Origin of the sequence: Chryseobacterium sp. MA9 (assembly GCF_024399315.1) — a bacterium.
Taxonomy (GTDB): domain Bacteria; phylum Bacteroidota; class Bacteroidia; order Flavobacteriales; family Weeksellaceae; genus Chryseobacterium.
In genome coordinates, this window is sequence record NZ_CP075170.1 from 3,693,939 (window position 1) to 3,718,459 (window position 24,521).

A 24,521-nucleotide genomic window follows, 5' to 3' on the forward strand; every position below is an offset into this window, starting at 1 on the left:
TTATACTAAGTTGTTAGCTACAAGGTATTCTGCAATTTGTACAGCGTTTGTTGCTGCTCCTTTCCTCAGATTATCTGCTACAATCCAGAGGTTGAGCGTTTTGGGCTGTGACAGATCCCTTCTGATTCTTCCTACGAAAACTTCATCTTTTCCTTCCGAATATAAAGGCATCGGATAGTGGTTGTTTTTCACATCATCCATTACGATTACGCCAGGAGTTTCAGATAAGATTTTTCTTACTTCATCCAGCTCAAATTCATTTTCGAATTCAATGTTTACACTTTCAGAATGTCCTCCCTGAACTGGAACTCTTACAGCGGTTGCTGTTAAGTTGAAGGTATCATCTCCTAAAATTTTCTTAGGCTCCTTCATCAGTTTAATCTCTTCTTTCGTGTAATCATCATCAGAGAATACATCACAGTGTGGCAATGCATTTTTGAATATCTGATAAGGATATACTTTTGCAACTGAATCATCTCCGTTGATTTCTCCGTTTAACTGATCTACGGCAGCTTTCCCTGTTCCTGTTACAGATTGGTAGGTAGAAACGATTACTCTTTTTAAATCATATTTTTTGTTCAAAGGTCCCAGAACCATTACCAATTGGATGGTAGAACAATTCGGATTTGCGATGATTTTATCTTCTTTTGTTAAAACATCAGCATTGATCTCAGGAACGACTAATTTTTTGTCAGGATCCATTCTCCATGCAGAAGAATTATCAATTACTGTGATTCCTGCTTCTGCAAATAGAGGTGCAAATTCAAGGGAAGTAGAACCACCTGCAGAGAAGATTGCAATATCCGGTTTGGCAGCTATAGCGTCCTTCATGCTTACGATGGTAAATTCCTTCTGTTTATACTTCACCTTCTTGCCTACAGATCTTTCGGATGCTACCGGGATTAATTCTGTTACAGGGAAGTTTCTCTCCTCCAAAACTTTAAGCATAACTTGTCCAACCATTCCTGTTGAACCTACTACAGCTACTTTCATTGATTTAATTAAAAATTTAAGATTAAACTATTTATAAATTATAACGCATATAATTTCTTTGTCTGTTTTAAGCTCCAAAGACTCTTGTCCAAGGGAACGCAAATGCAAATAAACCTACCGCAATCAGCCCCATAATCACTACTCCTAAAGAAATAGTATCATTGGATTTTACTTTTTTGTTGACAATAGTCATCAAAACTGCTGCAATAAGCATAGAGAATGGGTGTTCAACATATTGGAATCTCAATGCTGCATTTTTCATTACTTCTCCCATGTTTAATCCTTTGCTGAAAGTTGTGATCAACATAATGATTCCCAATAAAAACTGAACGTGGAAGAAAATCATTGTGAAAAGAGTTGTTTTCTTCAAAAATTTGTTCACTTTTCCACTGAAACCAAACATGGTAGCTAAAAGTGCAATGATAAATAATGCTACCAAAAGAATTTCAAGATACCCGAAACCTTTGTGGGCATTAAGTAAAATGTTGTAAAAATCCATAATCCTATTTTTTTGTACACAAAGATAACAAAAATCCCGGCTCAAAGCCGGGATTGATATTTATAAAATCTAATATTGTGATATTATTAGAAGTTGAATGATAATGTTGCTGCCCAAGTAGTTCCGAAACCGAAATAAGCACGGTTACCAGTTGCAATACCATTGTACATTCTACCAGCTTCTTCATAAGTTTTTCCTTTATCAGGATCATTGTTTGCTGTAATTTTATCTGTTCCGAATATACTTGTTGCAGAATCAGAAATATAAATTTTATCAAACAAGTTATAAACGTTAGCTCCAATAGTGAAATACTGAGATTCGTTCTGTAATCTGATTTTGTAAGAGAAACCTACATCGAATAAGTTGAAATCAGGTAATTTCAATACTCCTTTTTCCTGAGCTGAAATATTTGTGAATGTTCCCGCGTCAATAGTAGAATAAAGTTTACCTACATATCTCCAAGTTCCAAAGATATTAAGATCTTTTACAGGTTTTACAGTAAGTCCTAATGATGCAGTCATCTGAGGGATACTGTTGTTGCTTGAACCTCCTACTTTTACTTTATCTAAATATAGTTCATTACCTCCTGAACCAGCTAAAGTAACAGGATTATTGTTGTCATCGAAAGAAGCTACACTAGCATTTCCTTTGTAATAATAATCTCCCCAAGAGAACATCCCTTGAATTTCTAAGAAACGGTTTGGTTTGTAAACTCCGTCAAATTCTACTCCCTGGTGAATTTCAGTAATACCATTGATTTCAGAATAACCTGTAGTAGTTGAACCGTCTGCTAAAGTGAAAGTCTGACCTGTTTTTCTTAACCATCTGTCTTTCCACTGTGTTCTGTATACGTTAACATTTGCAGTGAATTTTGCAGATCTGAATCCATAACCAATTTCAGCAGAAGAAATTTTCTCGTTAGTAAGATAAGGATTAATAAGCTGCTGGTTGCTTGGGTAAACAGTGTTAAGGAATGGCTGCTTGCTATAATATCCTAAGTTAGCAAAAACGTTATGTTGCTCATTGATGTTATAGTTAGCACCCCCTTTAATGTTATATCCGAAAATATTTTTAAATCCTGTTTTCGTGTTTACTGTTTGTCCTTTTAATGTACTTCCGTCTACTACATAGTTGTCAATTCTCTGATAACCTTGGTTAGACACGGAACCTTGTAAGAATGCAGATAGATTGTCTTTATTATATTCTACCTGTGCAAATCCACTGTACCAAAGTACTTCTCCGTCGTTGCTGTATCCTACCTGATCTTCAGCTGGAGCTAATTTTCCTCCGAAAGGATTCCAGGTAAGTTTTTTATAATCATAAAGTGTATTTACGATTCTAGGTGCCGTGATGTTTTTGTTAGCAGCATCTTTATATCCTGCAGCTCCGTAAAGATCTGTAAGAACCTGATAGTGGTAACCATAGTAATATCTGTCATCTGTACCTATTGAGAAGTTCCAGTTGTCATTGATTTTATGTTGGAAGTTAGCCAAAATACCATACCAGTTGTGAGAGTTGATATTTGATCTACGAACCAAAGTACTTCCTGCACCTGCAGTATTCAAATTAACTGCTGCGTTAGCTGCAAAAATAGCATCATAGTTGAAGTGGCCGGCTGTATCGTAGAAATCAGTCATTCCTTTTCCTCCTACTCTACCTAAGTCACCTGTTCCACCACCTCTACCGTTAGACATGTATAAAACTGTACTTAGCTTTGACTTTTCATTCATTGTCCAGTCCCAGTTTAGCATCATTACCGGCTTAGCATAGTAGTTTGATCTGTTTGCTAAAGCAACTTTATTTCCGTTTGCATCCGTATAATATCCAAAATCTGAATTATATCTTCTGTAAGGAGATCCGTCATGATCAGGGTTATAGTTGATATAGTTTTGGATTGTAGGAGCAAAAGTTCTCTGATCGTGCCATTGAGGAGCAGATGTTATCGTAAACTGTAAGTTATGTTTTTTATTGATTTCATAACCTAATGCAAAGAAATATGCATAAGATTCATAATCAGTATTTTCAATATAAGTACCTCCAGCTTGTCTGCTCATTAAGAATGATGCAGAAACACCATCTTTAGATTTTCCTGTATTGTAAGAAAATGAAGTTTTTAAATAATCGTTGTTACCAACACCTAATCTGATTACCCCTCCTTTTTTCATATCAGCAGAACGGGTAAGGAAGTTTACTGTTCCTCCTACAGAAGCAATAGCTAATTTAGAAGAACCTAAACCTCTCTGAACCTGTAATGTACTTGTTACATCAGATAGCCCAGTCCAGTTTGAGAAATAAACAGCACCACCTTCCATATCGTTAACTGGCATACCGTTTACCATTACAGCAATGTTTCTAGATTCGAAACCTCTGATTGTAAGACCTCCATCACCAAAACCACCTCCGGATTTTGTAGCATAAACTGACGGAGTAGTATTCAAAATCTCGGGTAACTCCTGGTTACCTAATCTTTCTGCAAGTTGTGCTGCTTTAATGGTAGAAGCTGCAACAGGTGTTTTTCTATCTTTAGCGATATCCGTAACACCTCTTAAAATTACCTCGTCAATATCTTTGGACTTAGTTTGCACTGTGTCCTGAACTTGTTGAGCGTAATAAACACTAGCTGTAGATAATGTAATAACCGCAGTTAGTATCGATTTGTTGATTAATTTCATAATCGTTAGTAATAGTTAGATTTAATTTTCTGCAAAATTCGCGAAATAAAATTTAACTATTATTAACTCAATGTTAATTTTTAATCAGTCTTAATAATGTTAATGAGCTGAAACACAGTGTTGTGGCTAAAAATTGAATTTTTTTATGAAAAAAGTCATGTTATTGAATTTTTAACAAAGTGGGGGTGTTTTTGTTAAAAATTCAACGCTATTTCACTGCTTTGAGACTCAAATCTATATTCTCAGCAGAGTGTGTAAGGGCTCCTACAGAGATAAATGTTACCCCTGTTGAAGCAATTTCTTTAAGCATATCACGGGTAATTCCGCCTGAAGCTTCAGATTCACATGAGCCGTTAATCATTTTTACCGCCTGTTTCATGGTATTTACATCCATATTGTCAAGCATAATTCTGTCAACTTTTGCATTGATTGCCTCCTGAACTTCTTCAAGGTTTCTTGTTTCGACCTCTATTTTTAACTTTTTCTTATTCTTTTTAACGTAATCCTTTGCCATTGCCACTGCATTGGTGATGCTTCCATTGTAGTCAATGTGGTTGTCTTTCAGCATGATCATGTCATAAAGTCCATATCTGTGATTGGTTCCGCCACCTATGGCAACTGCCCATTTTTCACACATTCTGAAGTTTGGAGTCGTTTTTCTTGTGTCTAAAAGTTTAGTTTTTGTACCTACCAATCTTGAGTCCCAGTCATGAGTAAGGGTGGCAATACCGCTCATTCTCTGCATACAGTTGAGAACGAATCTCTCAGTGGAAAGGATAGATCTTGCACTTCCTGTTACAATAAGTGCTACATCGCCAAATTTACAAGGAGTTCCATCTTTAATGAAAACTTCAATTTTCAGATTTTTGTCAAAAGTATTGAAAATGATCTCAGCCAGCTCAACACCTGCAAGAATACAGTCCTGTTTTACCAAAAGCTTTGCACTTTGTACAAGATCTTGGGGTATGGTAGATAAGGTAGAGTGGTCTCCGTCCTGAATATCTTCTTCAAGGGCGTTTTTTATAAATGTCTTTAATGCTTTATCTGTTACGTATGCTGGTCTTTTCATTGTGTGATACTTTTAGACTAAATCTTTATTATAAAACGCTCCCTTATTCTCTGTCATTTCCATGGATTGGGTAATGATGAGGTGAGCAACGGTTGTTAAGTTTCTTAATTCTGACAGCTGAGGGGAAAGAATAGAGTAGTGATAGATTTCATCCACAGCAGCAGCAATTTCCTGGTGTTTCTGGAGTGCCATGTTCAGACGTCTGTTACTTCTTACAATACCTACAAGGTCACTCATCATTTCCTGAAGCTGCTTTCTGAGATAGCTTACGATGACCATTTCATCCATGATTTTCATTCCTTCTTCATCCCATTCAGGAACGGCTTTCAGATCATCAAAGTTGAAACTGTTTTCATTCAAAAGTTCTACTGTTTTCATGGCAGCATTGTGTCCGAAAACCAAGCCTTCAAGAAGAGAGTTGGATGCAAGTCTGTTGGCTCCGTGAAGTCCTGAGTTGGTACATTCACCCACAGCAAAAAGATTTCTGATGGAAGACTGTCCGTCTCTGTCAACTTCAATCCCACCCATTAGATAGTGGCAGGCTGGTACAACAGGGATTAATTGAGTGAAGGGATCAATTCCTTCGTCTCTGCATTTTTTATAAATATTGGGAAAATGTTCTAAGAATTTTTCATGGTTCATTTCCTTGCAGTCTAAGCCAACAAATTCGTCACCGGTAATTTTCATTTCGGCGTCGATGGCTCTTGCAACAATGTCTCTGGATGCTAATTCTTCACGTTCATCATACTTATGCATGAATTTTTCACCCCTTTTGGTTCTTAATTTTGCTCCGTCTCCACGAACGGCTTCTGAAATTAAAAACAACATTCCATCCATTTTGCTGTACAAAGCTGTTGGGTGGAACTGGTAATACTGCATATTGGAAACCTTTCCTTTTGCACGGGCTACAAAGGCAATTCCGTCTCCTGTAGCAATAGTAGGATTGGTGGTGTTTTTATAAACATGTCCGGCACCTCCTGTTGCAACCAGAGTTATTTTAGAGGTAATTTTTTTGATGGTCTTGGATTTTTCATCCAGAATATAAGCGCCATAGCAATGGATATCTCCTTCGTTGAGTTCTTTTCCAGGAACATGGTGCTGTGTAATAATATCAATTACATAATGATGGTCGAGGATTTCGATATTCGGGCTGCTATTGGCTGTTTCCAGCAAAGCTCTTTCAATTTCAAATCCTGTAATATCTTTGTGGTGTACGATTCTGTTTTCTGTATGGCCTCCTTCTCTTCCTAAAGCGAATTTGCCGTTCTTCATGTCAAATTGGGCACCCCATTCTACAATTTCGTTGAATCTTGCAGGAGCTTCTCTTACTACCATTTCTACGACATCGCGCTTGTTTTCCCCGTCACCGGCACGCATTGTATCGTCAATATGTTTTTGGAAGTTGTCATTCTGAAAATCTGTAACAACAGCCAGACCGCCTTGTGCATATTTGGTATTGCTTTCATCTTCGTCAGATTTTGTTACAATAATGATTTTGGCATCAGGGAGCTGTTCAGAAACTTTAATGGCATAGGAAAGTCCGGAAATGCCGGAACCGATTACTAATACATCCGCTTTTATCATATGCTGGCTTTAGGTACAATCGTTTAAAAACGATTAAATAAATTTAAACAATTTTTCGTTTGGTTTCCTTACTTTTTTCATGTGCTGGAAAAGGTCTTCTTCAGAACGGTAGCCTAAAGCGAGGGTAACGGTTACTTTTTCTGTTTCGGGATTGATATTCAGAATTTCTTCTATAAGATCCTGGCGGAAGCCTTCCATAGGGCAGGAGTCTATATTTTCAATAGCAGCGGCATACATAAGATTAGCCAATACTATATAGGACTGTTTTTCTGCCCAGTTGAAGATTTCATCCTGTGTCTTCTGGGTGATATGCTGATTAATACTGTTTCTGAAAGGATCCAGTTTTTCAACGGGAGTATCTCTTACTTCAGAAATATGATTAAAATACCCCCGGATATAGTTCTCTTCAATAATTTTCTTTGAAATGATAACGATAAGATGAGAACAGGTGGATATCTGGGAAGGATTATAGAAAGCCGGAATCAGTTTCTGCTTCATTTCTTCACTCTCAACAATCACAATTTTATAAGGCTGAAGTCCCAGCGAACTGGCAGACAGCTTTCCTGACTCAAGAATATTGTGAAGAGTTTCCTGAGGAATAATCTGATGATTGAATTTTTTTACAGAATATCTTCTGCTTAAAGCTTCCAAATAATTCATAGGACAAATTTAAGAATTGAATATGAATAAAGAGTCTTTAAAATGAAATATCTCCGCCCTGTTAATACAAAAAATCACCCTGGCTGGCAGGGTGATTCTTTTGATGTGATGGAAAGTGTAATTATTCTCTGTTTTTTACAACAATCCAACCTGAGAATTTTATCGGAGTACTGTTTTTGTTATTTTCATTCCATGAAACAGAATACCAGTAATTTCCTGTAGGAACTTTTTTACTTCCATTAGTGGTACCTGCCCATTTGTAGCCATTGGTTTTATCGGCCTGGAACATTTTGTAGCCATACCTGTCGAAGATACCTATTTCCAGATTCTGTTTATTAGCAAGTGCAGAATAATCAACAAAATCATTAATACCGTCATCATTAGGAGTGATCACGTTGATCAGATTTGGTACAGTAATATTAACTTCAACAGGAACGCAATTATAGCCGTCTCTTACATATACTTTAGCTTCTCCTCTGGCAATATTGGTAAAGATATTGGAATCCTGCCAGTTGATATTGTCCATTGAATACTGGTATGGAGGAGTTCCCCCATTGGCGTATATCGTTACTGTACTTCCTGAAATATCAACAGTGGTAATAACCGGATTATCGGAAGGATATACTGTTACTTTTTGCGTCGCAATACAATCTCCGGTTTTAAGTTTCACCCAATAAGTGCCTACTCCTACATTTTTGATAGATTGAGTGGTGGCACCTGTGCTCCATTCATAGCTTTTGAAACCAGCTCCTGCATCTAATGTTGTTGTATTTTCTATACAGATCGTCTGATCAAGTAATGTTCTTGAGAAAACTGGAGGGATAACAGTTAAAGTAACTTTAGCAATTGAATAACATCCGTTTGCACTGAATACTTTAATGTAAACAACCCCATTAGGAGCAATGTATGCCGCCGGAGTAGAGATTGCATTAGTTCCACTGATTGCGTCGGCTAATGAAGGGTAATATTCTTTTGTAAGTCCACCTTGGGAAACGATAGCTCCTGTAAGATTAAAAGATGCCATAGATGGATTGGTTTCTATAAAGCATGATTTTATTTCGGTATCGTTGACAACAACAATAGGGTAGATGTTCAGAGTAACTTTAGCTGTACTTACACAACCCTGAGGAGTAGTTACCTTTACATATATCGTAGCTGCTGCAGAAGCGTAGGCTGAAGGGTTTGTAATTTGGTTTGTACCATTATTAAGGTCATATAATGTAGGGTAGAATTCCTTGGTAACTCCCGCAACAGTTGTTACAGCAGCGGAGTTAAGATCAAAGGTCGCTGTTCCAGCATTGTTGTTATTACATCCGGTAAGGCTGGCGTCCGTTGCGGCAAATGGGGTAGGATTAAGCTGAATGACTCCGTCACCATTATCACAAAGAGTAGAAGTAGGATCCTTTACAACAACCTTGATGGTGGTGTTTCCTGAATATTGGAAACTAGCAGGATTGGCGATAGGCGTGGAGCTTCCCAAAACATAATAAGTGAAAATATAGTTTCCAGGATTATTCACAAATTGAGAGTTAAAAGAAGTAAGATCCACTACACCATTTCCGGTAGCAGGATTTGTACATACGAAAGGAGTTACCGTATTACTTAAAATAGGAACTTTATCTACGAATACTTTAACATCTTTAATAGAATGTCTTGCGCTGGCACCTCCGGTTGCTGCAGAAAAACCAAAATATCCTTGTGACATTCCTACTGCACCTCCGGAAGGAGCAAAAGACTGATCTACGATAAGTACGCCGTTTATCCTTACTTTGATAATCCAGTTTGTGGGATTGGTAAGGTCTGTTTCTCCGTTTACTTCAACGTGTCTGTACGTGTCTCCTACAAATGGTTGAGTAGCGATAAGGTCCTGAGAATGGTATGTACTTCCAGGAGTGGTATTGAACTCGATATTGTTACCAGCTGTATTATTGGTACCGTAAAGAATATGAACTTTACTCATCTGGCCTTCAGTAGTGTTGTTGAAAATATCAAAACCAACCATTAGGCCGGAAGCATTCGCCGGGATACCAAGTCCTCCTCCTGAAACGAATCCTGTAGGTGGATTGGCAAGATACCAAAAGGTAAAGCCATCTCCTTTTCCAAACTGAGTAGTTCCGTTTCCGTCAATTCTGAAATCGAATTCCACTTTCCATTTATCACAATAGCTCAGAGTGATAGGAGTGGATAATTTTACAGCCCCGTATCTGCTGGTTTGATCGGTTGTAAGTCTTACAAAGTCTCCGCTTACGATAGCATCAGAGACAAGATCCCAGCCCGTTGTGTTTACAGGGTTTCCGGTAAGTTGGTAGGTTTGTGAAAATAAGCTTCCCGGCAAGCATAATAAGATAGTCAGTACAAAAATGAGTATATCTTTTTTCATAGTGGATGGATTGTGATGTTATACTTGTTCTTAGAAATAAAATTGTTTTTTTAATGTTTGAATTGATCATAAAACAATCTCTGATTGGGCAGGTCTTGTCTTTAATACCAAAACTACCCCAAATGAGGTAGTTCTGATAGTAAAATTTATTCTCTGTTTTTTACCAATACCCAGCCTGAGTATTTGGTTTCAGTATTGTCTTTATTGTTTTCGTTCCATGAGATGGTGTACCAGTAAGTTCCTGTAAGAACTTTTTTACCGGAAGCAGTTCCGTCCCAGGTGAAGTTTCTCATCTTTCCGGCTTCGTACAGTTTATTACCATATCTGTCGTAGACGATGAAGATCAGATTTTTCTTATAAGCGAGTGCAGAGTAGTCAATGAAGTCGTTTACGTTGTCTCCGTTCGGGGTGATAGCATTAATCAGATTCGGTACAGTGATCTGAACTTCAATAGGAGTACAGTTATAGAAATCTTTTACATACACTCTTACTTCTCCTCTTGCCAGTCCGGTGAAAATATTGCTGGTCTGCCAGTTGACTCCATCCAGAGAGAATTGATACTGAGGTTTTCCTCCTGCTACATTTACCGTTATCGTGTTGTTATCAATATCAATGCTGGAGATCACGGGATTTGCGGATGCGTTTATTTTTACAATCTGTGTAGTGATACAGTTACCGGTTTTAAGCTTCACCCAATAAACACCTACTCCCAGGTCTTTAACAGATGAGGTAGTTGCTCCGGTGCTCCATTCATAGCCATCAAATCCAGGACCTGCGTCCAGATCTGTTTTTTCACCAATACAAATGGTTTTGTCTTTCAGAACAGAAGATGGTACAGGTGGTAATACAATAAGGTTGATTTTAGCAATATTAAAGCATCCGTTGGCATCTGTTACTTTTGCATAAACGGCAGTACTTGTGGATAAGTACTGAAGAGGGTTCATGATCTCATTGGTTCCGTCTAAAGCATTAGCAATGGATGTATAATATTTTTTTGATACTCCGGTAGTTAATGTAGTAACATCCGCTGTGGTCAGATTAAAAATAGCATTGGTAATATTGTTTTCAATAAAACATGATCTAAGTGTAGCTTCTTTCACAGGAGTGTCCGGATAAAATGCCAGCGTAATTTTTGCTGTACCTGTACATCCCTGAGGAGTTGTTACCTTTACATATACTTCTCCCGGAGCAGATAAATAGTTGCCGGGATTCTGAATCTCATTAGTGTCTGCATTGAGATCTGCTAACGTTTTATAATATTTTTTAACCGCTCCCGGAACACCTGTGACATTTGCTGTATTCAGGTTAAAAGTTGCAGTTCCGGCTTTGTTATTATTACATACTGTAATGGTTTTATCCTCGGCTTTGAAAGGCGCAAGAACTAGTAATATCTTACCATCCGGGTTATCACAAAGCAAACCTGCATTATCTTTAATGACAACTGTAACTGTTGTATTAGCATTGAATTGATAATTGGCAGGATTGGCAATAGGCGTGGAACTTCCCAGAGGATAATAAGTAAATGTATAATTTGAAGGGTTATTGACAAATTGCGAATTGAAAGATGTTAGGTTTACAGATCCGTATCCTGTAGTAGGATTAGGGCAGAAAGACTGGGTGGCTGAGTTTTGTAAAATAGGAACTTTATCAGTATAAATTTTTACATTTTTAATAGAATGTCTTGACCTTGCGCCTCCTGTAGAAGCTGAAAATCCAAAATACCCTACAGTCATTGCGGCAGCCGTTCCGGAAGGAGCAAAAGACTGGTTACAAATCACATTACCGTCTATTGTTATTTTTAAGATCCAGCTGGTAGGAGCTGCGGGATCTACCTGTGCCGTTACTTCAACATGTTTAAAAGTTGTTCCCTGAAATGGCTGGGTAGTATTCAGATCTGGTGAGTGAAAAGAACTTCCAGCAACATTAAAGAACTCAACATTATTGGTGTCACTCGTATTTTGAACTTGCCCATAAGCAACGTGAACCTTGCTCATTGTAGCAGTTGTAGTATTGTTATAAGTATCAAATCCTACGACAAGACCTACAGCATTTTGAGATACTCCAAGCCCGGATCCCAATACACTTGCAACCGGCGGGTTGGCCAGATACCAGAATGCAATTCCATCTCCGTTGGCGGTTTGGTTAGAATCCATTCTGAAATCAAATTCCACTCTCCATTTGTCACAATATTTTAAATTGATAGGGTCATTCAGCCTGATAGAACCGGATTGGTTGTTGGTATCCGGGGTGAGCTGAATAAAATCTGTGTTTACCTGGGTAGGGGAAACCATCGTCCATCCAGTAGTAGTCACTGGGTTTCCGATAAGTTGATAAGTCTGGGCAAAGGACTTCCCAGCTATACAAAGTAAAAAAACAGATAAATACAATAATAGATTTTTATTCATTTAAATGGGACTTTGATTAATGTGTAAAGATATTAAATCCCAATCAATTAATGTGTATTTAACGTTAATTTTGCTAAAATTTTAATAATATTTTAAAAAAATACCGCTTATTATGATATAATGGTGAATGTTGTTGGAGTTATTACTTATTTGTATTAATTAAATTAAAATAGGGAATTGCTATCCAAACCCTCGAAATAAGTGTCAATTTCGAGATCGGAAGAATTGGCTGCGGCAACGGCTAATTTGTCACAAAGCTCATTTTCAAAGTGGCCTGCATGGCCTTTTATCCAATGCATTTTTGGGGTATGTTTATTGTATAGCTCAACAAATTTTTTCCAAAGGTCAGGGTTCTTTACGTTCTTCCATCCTCGTTTGATCCATCCGGCAATCCAGTTTTGGTTTATCGCATCAGATACGTATTTACTGTCAGTATACACGTGGATCTCATTCTCTGTTGATTTCAGTTTTTCCAATGCAGTGATGACTGCCAGAAGTTCCATTCTGTTGTTGGTGGTTTTTCGAAATCCTTTGGAAAATGTTTTCTGATAATTTTTTTCCGGAACACGCATGAGAATTCCATATCCGCCTTTTCCCGGATTTCCGCTGCAAGCCCCGTCGGTATAAATTTCGATTCTCAAATCTGCTTTTTAAAAAATTGAATTATGGGTTGTGAATTTAAACTGAATTTGGATTAATCGTCAACTTAAAAAGGAAAATCATCATCATCATCAAAATCATTCATGGATGAACCGGAAAGTTTTGAGCTGTCCGGAAGGTCAAAGGCTGCCCCTGGCTGAATGGTGGTTTTGATTTTGTCAAAGCCGCTAGGTTCTCCAAAGTTAGAAGGATATCCTCCTCCGGCTCCGTCCATTGCAGCTTCAATATCACCAAATTTTGCAAAATGTTTCAAGAAAGATAGTCGGACATCTGCTGTAGCACCATTCCTGTGTTTTGCAATAATCAGTTCGGCCTGGTTTTCAGTAGATGTTTCCTGCCCTTCTTCATCATTATCCCAAACGGTAATTTTATAATATTCCGGTCTGAAGATGAAAGATACGATATCTGCATCCTGTTCAATCGCTCCTGATTCCCTCAAGTCTGAAAGTTGAGGTCTTTTTCCCGGACGGGCCTCCACACTTCTCGAAAGCTGTGAAAGAGCAATTACCGGAACGTTAAGTTCTTTTGCAATCGCTTTTAATGAACGTGAAATCATGGAGATCTCCTGTTCACGGTTTCCGACTCCTTTTCCGCCGCTGCTTCCTGCTGTCATCAGCTGAAGGTAGTCAACCATGATAATTCTTACTCCATGCTGCATTACAAGTCTTCGGCATTTTGCACGGAAGTCGAATATGGAAAGGGAAGGGGTCTCGTCAATATATAAAGGAGCATTTTCTAACTCAGATACATTGGAAAATAGCCTCTGCCATTCTTCATCATCCAAAGTTCCTTTTCTTAATTTCTCAGAAGAAATCCTTGTTTCAGAAGCGATCATTCTGGTGATCAGCTGTACAGATGCCATCTCGAGAGAGAAAAGAGCCATAGGGACTTTGTGTCCTACTGCAATATTTCTTGCCATGGAAAGAAGGAATGCCGTTTTACCCATCGCGGGACGTGCGGCAATAATGATAAGATCAGAATTCTGCCATCCACCGGTTTCTTTATCCACATCTCGGAATCCTGAAGGAACCCCTGAAAGTCCTTCTTTATCTTTTAAAGATTTAATCGTATCAATAGCCTGTTTTACTAATGAATTGGCCGTATCGAATCCTTTTTTAATCGTTCCGTTGGTGATCTCAAAAAAAGACTGTTCAGCTTTATCCAAAAGTTCAAAAACATCGGTTGACTCTTTGTATGAAGAATCAATAACATTGGCAGAAACATTTATAAGGCTTCTTAAAATATATTTTTCAAGAATAACACGTACATGATATTCAATATGGGCAGATGAGCTTACTCCCATCGTCAGATCAATGATATAGTGGTCACCGCCTGCCTGGCTTAGTTTATCTTCTTTTTTTAAATTCTGAATAATGGTCATTAAGTCTACCGGTTGGTTTCCCTCATAAAGCTTTAGGATGGTAGAAAAGATGACCTGATGTCTCGGATCATAAAATACTTCTGGGGTAAGAAGGTCAATGGAATGATCAAGCCCTTTTTTGTCAATCAAAAAAGTTCCGATAACAAGTCTTTCAAAATCCACTGCATTGGGAGGCATTTTTCCATCCGCAATAGACAATTCTTTTGCAAAGTTTCCGTGTGTAAGGGATGATAATGTTTCTTTCTGCGCCATGTTGCAAAGATAGTTTATTTAAAAAATAATAAAAAAATAGTATTCAACAAATTATTAGCAGTCTTTCGGAAAATGCTGTAAACAGGAGATTGATCTTGTTGATAAAAAAAATCACCTCAGTCTGAGGTGATTTTTCAAAAAGATTAAGTATAGCTTATTCTTTGTTTTTTACCAATACCCATCCTGAATATTTGGTTTCAGTATTGTTTTTATTGTTTTCATTCCATGAGATCGTGTACCAGTAAGTTCCGGTTGGGATTTTCTTACCGAAAGCAGTTCCGTCCCAAGAGAAATTTCTTATTTTATTGGCTTCATGAAGCTTGTTTCCGTATCTGTCATACACAATGAAAATAAGGTTTTTCTTATATGCCAGTGCAGAGTAGTCGATAACATCATTTACGTTGTCTCCGTTTGGAGTGATCGCGTTAATAAGGTTAGGAACAGTAACTGTCACCTGAATAGGAGTACAATTATAAGTGTCTTTTACATAAACCGTATTCTCACCTCTTGGAAGTCCTGTGAATATATTGGAGTCCTGCCAGTTGATGCCATCTACAGAAAATTTATATGGAGGAACTCCACCTGTAGCGGTAACGGTGATATTGTTATTTGATATTTCTATCCCTGAAATCACTGGCTGAAGGCTTGCGTGAACACGTACTTCCTGAAGTGTGAAACATTTTCCAGTCTGAAGTTTTACCCAATAAACACCAACTCCCACGTTGTTGATAGACTGTGTAGTTTCACCGGTGCTCCATTCATAGCCATCAAATCCAGGTCCTGCGTCCAAAGTGGTTTTGCTTTCAGCACAAATCGTTTTGTCTTTCAGTACAGCTGATTTTACCGGAGGTAATACTACCAGTTCTATTTTAGCAATTGAATAACACTGTTTATCATTGTCTACTCTTGCATATACCGTTTTGCTTTCTGAAAGATAATTGAATGGCATTGTAATAGGGTTGGTCTGAGCTTTGGCATCAGCTACTGATGTATAATATTTAATAATAGTTCCTGTAGGGGTTGGAACAGCTACTCCAATATCAGCTTTAGAAAGATCGAATATTGAGCGGGTAACATCATTGTCAATATAGCAGTTTTGGAGTACGGCATCTTTCAATACAACCGTTGGATAGAATAGCAGCCTGATTGTAGTGGTAGCAATACATCCGAAAGTAGAAACAACTTTTACATATACTGTCGTTTCGGCAGAAACATAATGGGTTGGATCAGTAATTTCATTGATCTCTGCGTTCATATCGGCAAGTGTTGCATAATACTTAATCGTTGCTCCGGTTCCTCCAAATACATTGGCTGTTGTCAGATTATAGGTTGCGGTACCAGCTCCATTATTATTACAAGAGTATAAAGTGGCGGTATTGGCTGAGATGCCCACATTGACAAACTTAAACTTCCCGGTTATGAAACATCCGTTGATGGGATTGGTTGGGTTGTTCGGGTCTTTATATACCACTCTGTAATAGTATGTTGTTGTTCCATCTACAGTTGTTACAGTAAGAGGGTTTTCTCCTGTAAGGGCATCGTTGGTAGTTTTATGATAAGTTACCTTGAAATTAGGACTGTTACCGTTAACAATAGCTGCAGAAAGTGTTGAAAAATCAAACTGCGAAGGTAATGCACAAACCATTACCTGGCTAGGGTCATTAGGAGTTGCTCCCGGAATTCCCGGAGGAATGAATGGGTTAGGTGAAAGAACCGGATCATTAAATGCAGAGCTTAAGCTTGCAGTACCTGACCATTCCATAGAAAAACCATTAACGGATCTACTGAAGTTGTCAATAACTAAATAATAGGTTTGACCTACCAATACGTCCATATAAGGGCTCCATTTACCATTGTTCATACTGGCTGTAGTACCAGGAGGATTGGTAGGGAATACTGCAGGTGGAGCGAGAGTAAGATCCAGACCTGTATCTCCCGGAGTACCGCTGTAGTTACATCTTATTGGCTGTATGAAGACATGATCTGCATTCTGTAAGGAAGCACAGCCATTTGCTGTTGGCCCATAGACAGCAAAATCATAATCATCGTCTTGATCGTTAGGTTTTATTTTAAATGCAAGTGTACCTGGTGTAGATACAGTGAAAGTGTACCAAACGGTATATCTTTCATTGGTGCTTAGGCATCCTCCGTTTGCATTAAGGATTTCTATAATATTTCCAGGTCCTGAAGGGGTGTAAGAAATATCAGAGTTACCACAGATGGGAATTGCTGTGATACAATCTGACTGTGAGTAGACTATCTGTGTTATCAATAAAATAAAAAGAAGTAGTATTTTTTTCATTGTTGAAACGATTTTTGTTAAACAAAATTGGGATCAATATATTTTATCATGATTTGTTAAAATAAAAAGCCGCCAAAGCGGCTTTTTATTTTTGTATAAGGTTTATTCTCTGTTTTTTACAACTATCCAACCTGAAAAATTGAAAGGAGTATTCTTCTTGTCATTTTCATTCCATGTTACGGAGTACCAGTAGGTACCTGTCGGGATCTTCTTTCCTGCAATTGTTCCATCCCATTTGTATCCGTTGGATTTATCTCCCTGGTGGATTTTTGTTCCGTATCTGTCAAAGATACTCAATATAAGATTTTGTTTGTCCGCAATTGCAGAGTAATCTACAACATCGTTTATACCATCTCCGTTTGGAGTAATCATATTGATCAGGTTAGGAACCACTACTGTAACTTCAATAGGTTCACAGTCATAAGCGTCTTTTACATATACTTTGTATGTTCCTCGTGCTACATTAGAGAATGTATTGGAGGCTTGCCATACAATTTTATCCATAGAATACTGGTAATCTGGTGTTCCTCCTATTACATTGATTGTTAACGTAGTGTTGGAAATATCAATATTCGTTACTACCGGCTGATCAGAAGGATATACTGTTACCTTTTGAGTGGCAATACATTCTCCTGTTTTTAATTTTACCCAGTAAACTCCAACTCCTACATCTTTGATAGACTGTGTTGTAGCTCCCGTGCTCCATTCATAGCTTTTGAATCCAGGTCCGGCATCTAAAGTTGTTGTGTCTTCTATACAGATGATTTTGTCTTTCAGAACACTGGATGTTACCGGAGCGATAACTGTTAAACCAATTTTTACAACTACAAAACATCCTCTGGTATCAGATACTCTTACGTATACCAAACCGCTTGGTGCAATATAATTAGCATTTAAAATTTCGTTAGTTCCATCTATTGCGTCTGTCAGTGAAGGGAAGTATTTTTTTGTGATACCTGCCTGTGGCGTAATTACAGCAGCGTTATCAAGGTTAAATAAAGCCGTAGAAGGATTTGCTTCAATAAAACATGATCTTAGTTCAGCATCTTTTGCAATAATTTGTGGATAGAACTTAAGGGTAATTTCTGCAATATCGGTACATCCGAATACAGAAGTTACTTTTACATATATTTTACCTTCTGCAGAAACAAACTGATAGATATTGGTGATCTCATTGATTGAGTTATTCAGATCATATAAAGTATAATAATATTTTTTTGTAGCCGTAGGATCTGCAAAAACAGCAGCTGTTGTAAGGTCATAAGTTGCCGTACCTGCATTGTTATTGTTACAGCTTGTTAAAGTAACGTTTGTTGCCTTGATCGTACCATCTTTAAATTTAAATTTACCAGTCTGCCTACATTTATTAATAGGGCTGTTCGGATTAGTAGGATCAGTATAGTTGATACTGTAGAAATAAACACCTACAGGAGTAACTGTCTGAGGGCCAACAAGAGGGTTATTACCTGTTAATGCATCATTTTGGCTTGTATGATAACTGATACTGAAGTTCGGGTTACCGTTAAGAATTCCTGCAGTTAATGAAGAGAAATCAAAAGTTGCAGGGTTTGCACACACCACTACTTCTCTGGGATCTGCAGGGTTTGCTCCTGGAATTCCCGGTGGAATGAACGGATGAGGCTGTATAGCCGGATCTGTAAATGGAGAAGATAAAGTAGCTGTTCCACCCCATGATAATTTGAATCCGTTAGCGGTCTCTCTGTGGTTATTTACAATTAAATAGTACGTCTGGCCAGGTAATACATCAAGGTATTTCACCCATTTATCTCCTGAAGCATCCTCACTAAGGTCTGTAGCCGTCATGTTAAGGCCTGTGTTTCCAGCTGTTCCGGAATAAGAACAACGGATTGGAGTTCCAAGGTTGCCACATGATTTATTAGGACCATATACACCAAAGTCATAATCATCGGTCTGATCATTGGGAATGATTTCAAAAGTCAGGGTTCCGGCTGTTGCTACCGTAAACGAGTACCATACAGAGTACTTTTCATCGGAGGATAAACATCCGCCCAGGTCTTCTGCAATGTCTCCGTGCCCACCCGGAGTATATGAAATATCCGAGTTACCGCAGACTGCCATTGCAGTAGTACAGTCTGATTGGGCAAATAAAAGATGTGAAAATATAATTGAGAAAACAAGTAATGCTTTTTTCATAAGAGTTGATTTTAAAAACAAATAGTAAAATTGTTTAATTACTAAAAAGATGCGGTGTTTTATCTGATACAAAAATGTTCCTGCGAACATGATATAATATTAAAGTCTTTTTGTAACAAAATAAAAACTGACCGCCCGATTTACTCAGGAGATCACACATTTTCTTACTGTTAATTTGTTCCGATCAGCTGTCTTCCCCAGTTAGGTGAACTGGATGAGGCATTTGATATTTCGAATTCTTTGACTGCTTTTTGATATAATTTGACTGCTTCTGTCTTGTTGCCTTGCTTTTCAGCCATTTCAGCTTTTAAGAAAGAAAGTCTTGGGTTGTTCTTTACAGTTGTTTCCGCTTTCGTCATGAAACTTGTAGCAGTCTTTAGTTCCTTTTGAGGATCTGCAGCCGTTTTTATCCTGATTTTCTGAAAGTGGATAAGGGCAAGAAGAATATTTACTTCTCCGTTATTCTTCTCAGAAGCAAGGGCCTGCATAGCAAATTTTCTTGCAGATTCATTAGACTCTCCAAGAGGGCTGTTCGGGCTGTTCTTTAAAAGGAAATTTGTTTTAAGATACAGTGCTGCAGCGGCATAATAATTAGCCTGCCATTTTTCTGAAGTTTTAGCCTCTGAAAACTTAGAAAAAAGAGTATCATAGTCGTTTTCTGTTTTTGCATTATTCAGTTGCAAAACAGATTGTTGTAGGGTTTGATCTGAAAAAAATTGGGCATTCATCAGCGAACCTGTGACGAAAAAACTCAAAATTAGTAAAAGTTTATACATAGGGGATATTTTATAGGACAAATATAAAAAATTATTAACGTTAAATTAAAGATTTTGAGATATATTTAAAGAAAGTAATATATTGATTTTTAATATTGTATTTTATTAATTGGGTGAAATTATATGGAGATCGTAAAGATATTAGTGATTTAACTGAATATTTGAGATTTAATCCTTTAAATGGTTCTGAAAAAACACCTATAAAAGTAAAATCAGAATAGAAAACGTTCTATTCTGATTTTAAGTATTTCGAATTACGGTTTTTGCCGTATAGAATTTGAAATGAGTTGATAAAGAATAAGTTAATATTGCATTTTTCTTAGTTTAGGATTGGTGCTTCCCACAAGTAAAGCAACAAGAACTGTCATGCAGCCTCCAAATACCACAGAGCGTACAACACCCAATAATTTAGCCATAACACCACTTTCAAACTGTCCCATTTCATTGCTGGACATAATGAAGATTGAGTTTACACTGAGAACACGTCCTCTTATATGATCAGGTGTCTTTAACTGTACAATGGTGCCTCGGATGACTACAGAAATTCCATCAAGCATTCCGCTCATCACAAGGAACATGAAAGACAGCCAATACAATTTGGATAAACCGAATCCAATAATACAAAGTCCGAATCCGGTAACAACAGCAAGAAGTATTTTTCCCTGATTTTTTCGAAGAGGAACAATGGATAAAATGGTAATAATACACATTGAACCAATATCGGATGCCGCATTCAGCAATCCGAATCCTTCAGCTCCTGAATTTAAAATATCAGTGGCAAATACCGGAATCATAGCTACCGCACCACCAAAAAGTACGGCAAACATATCAAGACATAAAGCTCCTAGAATTTCTTTGGTTTTGAAAATATAAGAGATCCCTTCACGCATACTTTCCACTACATTTACAGTTTCCTTTTTGTATTCCGAATATTGTTTATGAAGCTGCCAGAAAAACAATGAAGCAACAAATATTAATGATAAAATAGCGACCAGTGTCCATTTTACCCCAATAAACCCAATAAGAATACCACCTACTGCATGTCCGCAAACAGAAGATATAAGGAAAGTTGCCTGGTTCAGTGTAACTGCGTTGGGAAGATTTTCTTTCTTTACAATTTTAGGAATCATGGAAGGAACTATAGGACCAATGAATGCTCTTGCTATTCCTGTAAAAAAGATAACTCCATAAATATAATAGGTGATCTGATGCCCGGTGAAATGCATTTCTACATCAAAAAAGGCGGGAATCAACAGCAGCCCGATCAGGAAAATGTAAGCATAATTACAGATGAGAAGCAGTCTCTTCTTCTCATTCATATCAATTACGTGCCCGGCATACAACGCACAGCTTACAGCAGGAATTACCTCTGATAGCCCGATAAGGCCTATTGAAAAAGGATCTTTTGTTAATTGATACACCCACCATCCTAATAAAGTGGCCAGCATTCTGAAAGCTAAAACAATAAAAAATCTCCCGGTGAGAAGATTTCTGAATTCAACATTTTGTAATGTTTGTAACGGGGTAAAGGAAATCATGAACAAAAATAGCCCTAAAAATTTATTTAGGACTATCCATATGGCAATTTTTGAAAGATATATTAAATATATCTCAAAAGATAAAATCTATTTTAGTCAGCTCTTGAAGAACTGATTACGATCGCAGCCACACCCGCAGCCCCAATAAGAGTAGCTCCGGCAGCAATTCTTGCCTTTCTTCTGTCTTTTACGGCAGCAACATTTGATTTAGGAATAATTACTTCTGTACTGTCTTTTTTACCCACTGTACCTACAAGATTATCACCAACAACATTTCTGAACAAGATGGTCTGTTTCGGAGAGCCATCTCTCATGGTTACTTTGTATATCTTTCCGGCTTCAAGATTGGAGTAATTGTTTTTTGAAATATCTTCGCTGTATTTTGTAGTAGCACAAGATGTAATAACAAATAAAGATGTTAGTAAAGACGATTTCAACAGTACAGATGCTTTCATTATTTTCTTTTAGTTTTTCAAATTTATAATTTTTTTCGAATATACGTTTTTGGAATTGAAAAAATATGATTAATTTTTGTAAATTTCTAAGAGATCTGCAATGTTTCTGTCATTAGCCAATCTCGGAGTCTTATTTTGGCCTCCCAGTTTCCCCTGAGATTTGGCATATTCATGAAACGCATTCTTCTTAAGTCTGGTGATATGCAGCTTCTGTAAAATATTCCCGGAAATAAGATCATCATAATAGGTATTTCTTGCTCTCAATTGTGAATCCAGTTCATCTCTGAATGCATCTAAATGCGCCGGTTCCTTTTCAAATTCAATCAGCCATTCGTGATACGGAAGTCCTTCACCGGGATTTACCTGTGGAGCAAGATGGAATTCTGTAATCTGTGCCGGATGTTTTTCAAGAGTAGCTTTCATCGCCTCTTCCACCTCAAAAGCGATCACGTGTTCCCCGAATGCCGAAGTAAAATGCTTGGTCCTGCCACTTACCAAAATCCTGTAGGGATCTTTGCTGATAAATCTTACAACATCTCCAATCGAATATGCCCAAAGTCCGGAATTGGTCGTAAGAATCAGAGCGTAATCTTTATGAAGTTCAATTTCTTTTAACGTTAATCTTCTCGCTCCAGGCTTGCCATATTCTTCCAAAGGAATAAATTCATAGAAAATTCCATGATTGGTCAATAGCAGAAGACCTTCTTTTGTATAATCATCCTGAAAAGCAAAAAAACCTTCAGAAGCAGGAAATGTCTGAATGATATCCACTTTCCCTCCCAGGAGATCTTCCATTTTATCACGGTATGGTTCGTAATTGACACCTCCGGTAACGATAAGCTGCAGATTCGGGAAAAGCTGTTTGATTTTTTTACCGTGTTTTTCTGTTAACTTCTCAAAATACATGATCAGCCATGGTGGGATTCCTGAGATCAAGGTCATGTTTTCACGTTCCGTTTCTTCAATAATTTTATCTACTTTGGCTTCCCAGTCTTCCATAATATTGGTTTCCCAGCTTGGCAGACGGTTTTTTTGCAGATAATTCGGAATATGGTGCGCTACAATACCGGATAATCTTCCTGTTTTTATTCCAAAAACTTCTTCCAGTTCAGGACTTCCCTGCAGAAAAATCATTTTTCCGTTCACAAAGTCGGCATTGTTCTTTTTACTGATGTAATGAAATAGGGCACTTTGGGCAGCGGCAACCTGAAGCGGCATTCCATCCCTGGAAATCGGAATATATTTAGATCCGGAAGTTGTCCCCGAAGTTTTGGCAAAATATTCAGGAGTTTCTGTCCATAGAATATTGGCCTGTCCTTTTTTTACCCGTTCTATATAAGGTTTCAGATCTTCATAATCTGCTATGGGAACTCTGTCCTGAAAATCTTTCACAGAATGGATGTTTTCGAAATCATGTTCCCGGCCAAAAAGAGTTTTTTGAGCTGTGCTGACTAGAGAAAGTAATAAATCCTCCTGGTTTTTCTCTGCATTTTTTTTGAATTCCTCCGCTTTCTGAACATGTTTCTTTGCCCAGATCAGCGCTGCATTTTTCTTGAAGAAGTTTAACATGGGTCAAATTTATAAATAAGTAGAGAATATGGAATCATTTTTTACGAAGCTTCACATAAAAAAACCGATGAAACAAGTTCCACCGGCTTTTCGAAATTTGATTATGAAAATAACAACTATATGTTAATGTTATGCTTATTTGTTCACCTTGTACCTTTTATCAGGAGTGCCATCTTTTTTCAGGTGCTTGTTTTCTTTATATCTCTTATCAGGAGTACCGTCTTTTTTCATTTTTGCAGCTGGAGAAGCAGGCTTAGCTGCCTTTGCATCCATTGCTGGTTTTGCAGCTTTTACTTCTGCAGGTTTAACGGCTTTCACTGTGGTTTTTACAGGAGGATGAGCTTGAGCGTTTGTAGCGGGAGCAGTCTGCTGAGCAGTTGCAAGTCCTAATCCAAGGATCAATGACATTGCAGATAATAATTTTTTCATAAGAATTACTGTTTGTTTTTTGTTGAATAAAGATATACAAAAAGCAGGCTAGAAAATTTGGATTTTCAAACTTAACTAAAGTTTATTACTGCTTAAAAAAAAATTAAAAACACTTCATTTACAATAGAAAAGCCTGTCTTCAAATGAAAACAGGCTTGCAATAATATATAAATAGACAGGAGGCTAGCGTGTACAGTTGGCTGTCCACGTTTTACCATCCTTTGCGTATAGGATTTTTAACGTATTGTTGTCAATTCTGATATAAGAGGTTGCTGTAGAACCAATCATAACAAGAGTATGATCTCCTTCCTGGTTAAACTCTATTCCGTTAAGATCCGGAATGCTGTTTGAGAAAGCGAAATTATACTTGGTGCCACTGGCGATTTTCGTGACAAAAACACTTCCGTTATCTGTGCTTATATTGGTAGATCCGCCATCCTTATAAGAAATACTGCCTTTGTATGTTCCTGCAAAGAATTCGTTGTTTACCGGGTCATCATCCTTGCTGCACGATGAAAAAGATAATGCTGTAAATACCAACAGCATCATAACTCCTAAGATTTTAATTGCTTTTTTCATAATACTATTCTTAATGTTTGGTTAGGTTGTAAGTGCCAAACACTATGCCATTAAGGAATAATTGTTTTTTTTTAACGGGTTATTAGATAAAATTGTAAAAAATTAAGATTTATTAGCTAAATCATTCATTTTGAATCAGAAAT

Annotated in this window: 18 protein-coding genes; all 18 read right to left on the minus strand. The window is 37.5% G+C overall.

The window, feature by feature from the left end; translation table 11 throughout:
• The 18 genes from KIK00_RS16865 to KIK00_RS16950 all read right to left on the minus strand — a co-directional run bounded on the left by KIK00_RS16865 (window position 1) and on the right by KIK00_RS16950 (window position 24,378).
• On the minus strand, window positions 1–993 hold the full coding sequence (locus KIK00_RS16865; protein WP_255813522.1) for an aspartate-semialdehyde dehydrogenase: 993 nt from the start codon (window positions 991–993) through the stop codon (window positions 1–3).
• A 67-nt stretch (window positions 994–1,060) separates the two neighbouring features.
• Window positions 1,061–1,492 carry a hypothetical protein gene (locus tag KIK00_RS16870; protein ID WP_047427250.1) on the minus strand — a complete coding sequence of 144 codons (432 nt, stop codon included), beginning with the start codon at window positions 1,490–1,492 and terminating at the stop codon, window positions 1,061–1,063.
• An 86-nt stretch (window positions 1,493–1,578) separates the two neighbouring features.
• Window positions 1,579–4,164: a TonB-dependent receptor gene (locus tag KIK00_RS16875; RefSeq protein ID WP_255813523.1), complete on the minus strand. Its 2,586-nt coding sequence runs from the start codon at window positions 4,162–4,164 to the stop codon at window positions 1,579–1,581.
• Between the two features lie 208 nt (window positions 4,165–4,372).
• Window positions 4,373–5,233 carry a carboxylating nicotinate-nucleotide diphosphorylase gene (gene nadC, locus KIK00_RS16880; RefSeq protein WP_255813524.1) on the minus strand — a complete coding sequence of 287 codons (861 nt, stop codon included), beginning with the start codon at window positions 5,231–5,233 and terminating at the stop codon, window positions 4,373–4,375.
• A gap of 12 nt (window positions 5,234–5,245) precedes the next feature.
• The gene (gene nadB / locus KIK00_RS16885; protein WP_047376425.1) at window positions 5,246–6,817 is read right to left on the minus strand and encodes an L-aspartate oxidase; all 1,572 of its coding nucleotides are present in this window, start codon (window positions 6,815–6,817) and stop codon (window positions 5,246–5,248) included.
• Between the two features lie 33 nt (window positions 6,818–6,850).
• On the minus strand, window positions 6,851–7,477 hold the full coding sequence (locus KIK00_RS16890; RefSeq protein WP_255813525.1) for an NAD(P)H-dependent oxidoreductase: 627 nt from the start codon (window positions 7,475–7,477) through the stop codon (window positions 6,851–6,853).
• Window positions 7,478–7,598: 121 nt separating this feature from the next.
• The gene (locus tag KIK00_RS16895) at window positions 7,599–9,857 is read right to left on the minus strand and encodes a T9SS type B sorting domain-containing protein (RefSeq protein ID WP_255813526.1); all 2,259 of its coding nucleotides are present in this window, start codon (window positions 9,855–9,857) and stop codon (window positions 7,599–7,601) included.
• Window positions 9,858–10,003: 146 nt separating this feature from the next.
• Entirely contained in the window at window positions 10,004–12,262 is a 2,259-nt protein-coding gene (locus tag KIK00_RS16900) for a T9SS type B sorting domain-containing protein (protein WP_255813527.1), read from the minus strand.
• 164 nt (window positions 12,263–12,426) lie between these two features.
• Window positions 12,427–12,903 (minus strand): ribonuclease HI, encoded by a 477-nt coding sequence (gene rnhA / locus KIK00_RS16905; RefSeq protein ID WP_255813528.1) that lies wholly within the window; start codon window positions 12,901–12,903, stop codon window positions 12,427–12,429.
• A gap of 65 nt (window positions 12,904–12,968) precedes the next feature.
• Window positions 12,969–14,555: a replicative DNA helicase gene (dnaB, locus tag KIK00_RS16910; protein ID WP_047376434.1), complete on the minus strand. Its 1,587-nt coding sequence runs from the start codon at window positions 14,553–14,555 to the stop codon at window positions 12,969–12,971.
• 154 nt (window positions 14,556–14,709) lie between these two features.
• The gene (locus tag KIK00_RS16915; RefSeq protein ID WP_255813529.1) at window positions 14,710–16,857 is read right to left on the minus strand and encodes a T9SS type B sorting domain-containing protein; all 2,148 of its coding nucleotides are present in this window, start codon (window positions 16,855–16,857) and stop codon (window positions 14,710–14,712) included.
• Window positions 16,858–16,959: 102 nt separating this feature from the next.
• Window positions 16,960–19,032 carry a T9SS type B sorting domain-containing protein gene (locus tag KIK00_RS16920; protein WP_255813531.1) on the minus strand — a complete coding sequence of 691 codons (2,073 nt, stop codon included), beginning with the start codon at window positions 19,030–19,032 and terminating at the stop codon, window positions 16,960–16,962.
• Window positions 19,033–19,202: 170 nt separating this feature from the next.
• Entirely contained in the window at window positions 19,203–19,808 is a 606-nt protein-coding gene (locus tag KIK00_RS16925; protein ID WP_255813533.1) for a lipopolysaccharide assembly protein LapB, read from the minus strand.
• Between the two features lie 302 nt (window positions 19,809–20,110).
• Complete coding sequence (locus KIK00_RS16930) at window positions 20,111–21,346, minus strand: MFS transporter (RefSeq protein ID WP_255813535.1); 1,236 nt, start codon at window positions 21,344–21,346, stop codon at window positions 20,111–20,113.
• Window positions 21,347–21,438: 92 nt separating this feature from the next.
• Window positions 21,439–21,801, minus strand: a complete 363-nt coding sequence (locus tag KIK00_RS16935) for a hypothetical protein (RefSeq protein ID WP_255813537.1) — start codon at window positions 21,799–21,801, stop codon at window positions 21,439–21,441.
• Between the two features lie 69 nt (window positions 21,802–21,870).
• Window positions 21,871–23,370: a GH3 auxin-responsive promoter family protein gene (locus tag KIK00_RS16940; protein WP_255813539.1), complete on the minus strand. Its 1,500-nt coding sequence runs from the start codon at window positions 23,368–23,370 to the stop codon at window positions 21,871–21,873.
• 135 nt (window positions 23,371–23,505) lie between these two features.
• The gene (locus KIK00_RS16945; RefSeq protein WP_255813540.1) at window positions 23,506–23,799 is read right to left on the minus strand and encodes a hypothetical protein; all 294 of its coding nucleotides are present in this window, start codon (window positions 23,797–23,799) and stop codon (window positions 23,506–23,508) included.
• Between the two features lie 183 nt (window positions 23,800–23,982).
• The gene (locus KIK00_RS16950; protein ID WP_142717207.1) at window positions 23,983–24,378 is read right to left on the minus strand and encodes a hypothetical protein; all 396 of its coding nucleotides are present in this window, start codon (window positions 24,376–24,378) and stop codon (window positions 23,983–23,985) included.
• Window positions 24,379–24,521 lie beyond the last annotated feature (143 nt).

Coding starts and splice junctions, on each gene's coding strand:
- KIK00_RS16865 (WP_255813522.1), bottom strand. CDS start 993: ATGAAAGTAGCTGTAGTAGGTTCAACAGGAATGGTTGGACAAGTTATG.
- KIK00_RS16870 (WP_047427250.1), bottom strand. CDS start 1,492: ATGGATTTTTACAACATTTTACTTAATGCCCACAAAGGTTTCGGGTAT.
- KIK00_RS16875 (WP_255813523.1), bottom strand. CDS start 4,164: ATGAAATTAATCAACAAATCGATACTAACTGCGGTTATTACATTATCT.
- nadC (WP_255813524.1), bottom strand. CDS start 5,233: ATGAAAAGACCAGCATACGTAACAGATAAAGCATTAAAGACATTTATA.
- nadB (WP_047376425.1), bottom strand. CDS start 6,817: ATGATAAAAGCGGATGTATTAGTAATCGGTTCCGGCATTTCCGGACTT.
- KIK00_RS16890 (WP_255813525.1), bottom strand. CDS start 7,477: ATGAATTATTTGGAAGCTTTAAGCAGAAGATATTCTGTAAAAAAATTC.
- KIK00_RS16895 (WP_255813526.1), bottom strand. CDS start 9,857: ATGAAAAAAGATATACTCATTTTTGTACTGACTATCTTATTATGCTTG.
- KIK00_RS16900 (WP_255813527.1), bottom strand. CDS start 12,262: ATGAATAAAAATCTATTATTGTATTTATCTGTTTTTTTACTTTGTATA.
- dnaB (WP_047376434.1), bottom strand. CDS start 14,555: ATGGCGCAGAAAGAAACATTATCATCCCTTACACACGGAAACTTTGCA.
- KIK00_RS16915 (WP_255813529.1), bottom strand. CDS start 16,857: ATGAAAAAAATACTACTTCTTTTTATTTTATTGATAACACAGATAGTC.
- KIK00_RS16920 (WP_255813531.1), bottom strand. CDS start 19,032: ATGAAAAAAGCATTACTTGTTTTCTCAATTATATTTTCACATCTTTTA.
- KIK00_RS16925 (WP_255813533.1), bottom strand. CDS start 19,808: ATGTATAAACTTTTACTAATTTTGAGTTTTTTCGTCACAGGTTCGCTG.
- KIK00_RS16930 (WP_255813535.1), bottom strand. CDS start 21,346: ATGATTTCCTTTACCCCGTTACAAACATTACAAAATGTTGAATTCAGA.
- KIK00_RS16935 (WP_255813537.1), bottom strand. CDS start 21,801: ATGAAAGCATCTGTACTGTTGAAATCGTCTTTACTAACATCTTTATTT.
- KIK00_RS16940 (WP_255813539.1), bottom strand. CDS start 23,370: ATGTTAAACTTCTTCAAGAAAAATGCAGCGCTGATCTGGGCAAAGAAA.
- KIK00_RS16945 (WP_255813540.1), bottom strand. CDS start 23,799: ATGAAAAAATTATTATCTGCAATGTCATTGATCCTTGGATTAGGACTT.
- KIK00_RS16950 (WP_142717207.1), bottom strand. CDS start 24,378: ATGAAAAAAGCAATTAAAATCTTAGGAGTTATGATGCTGTTGGTATTT.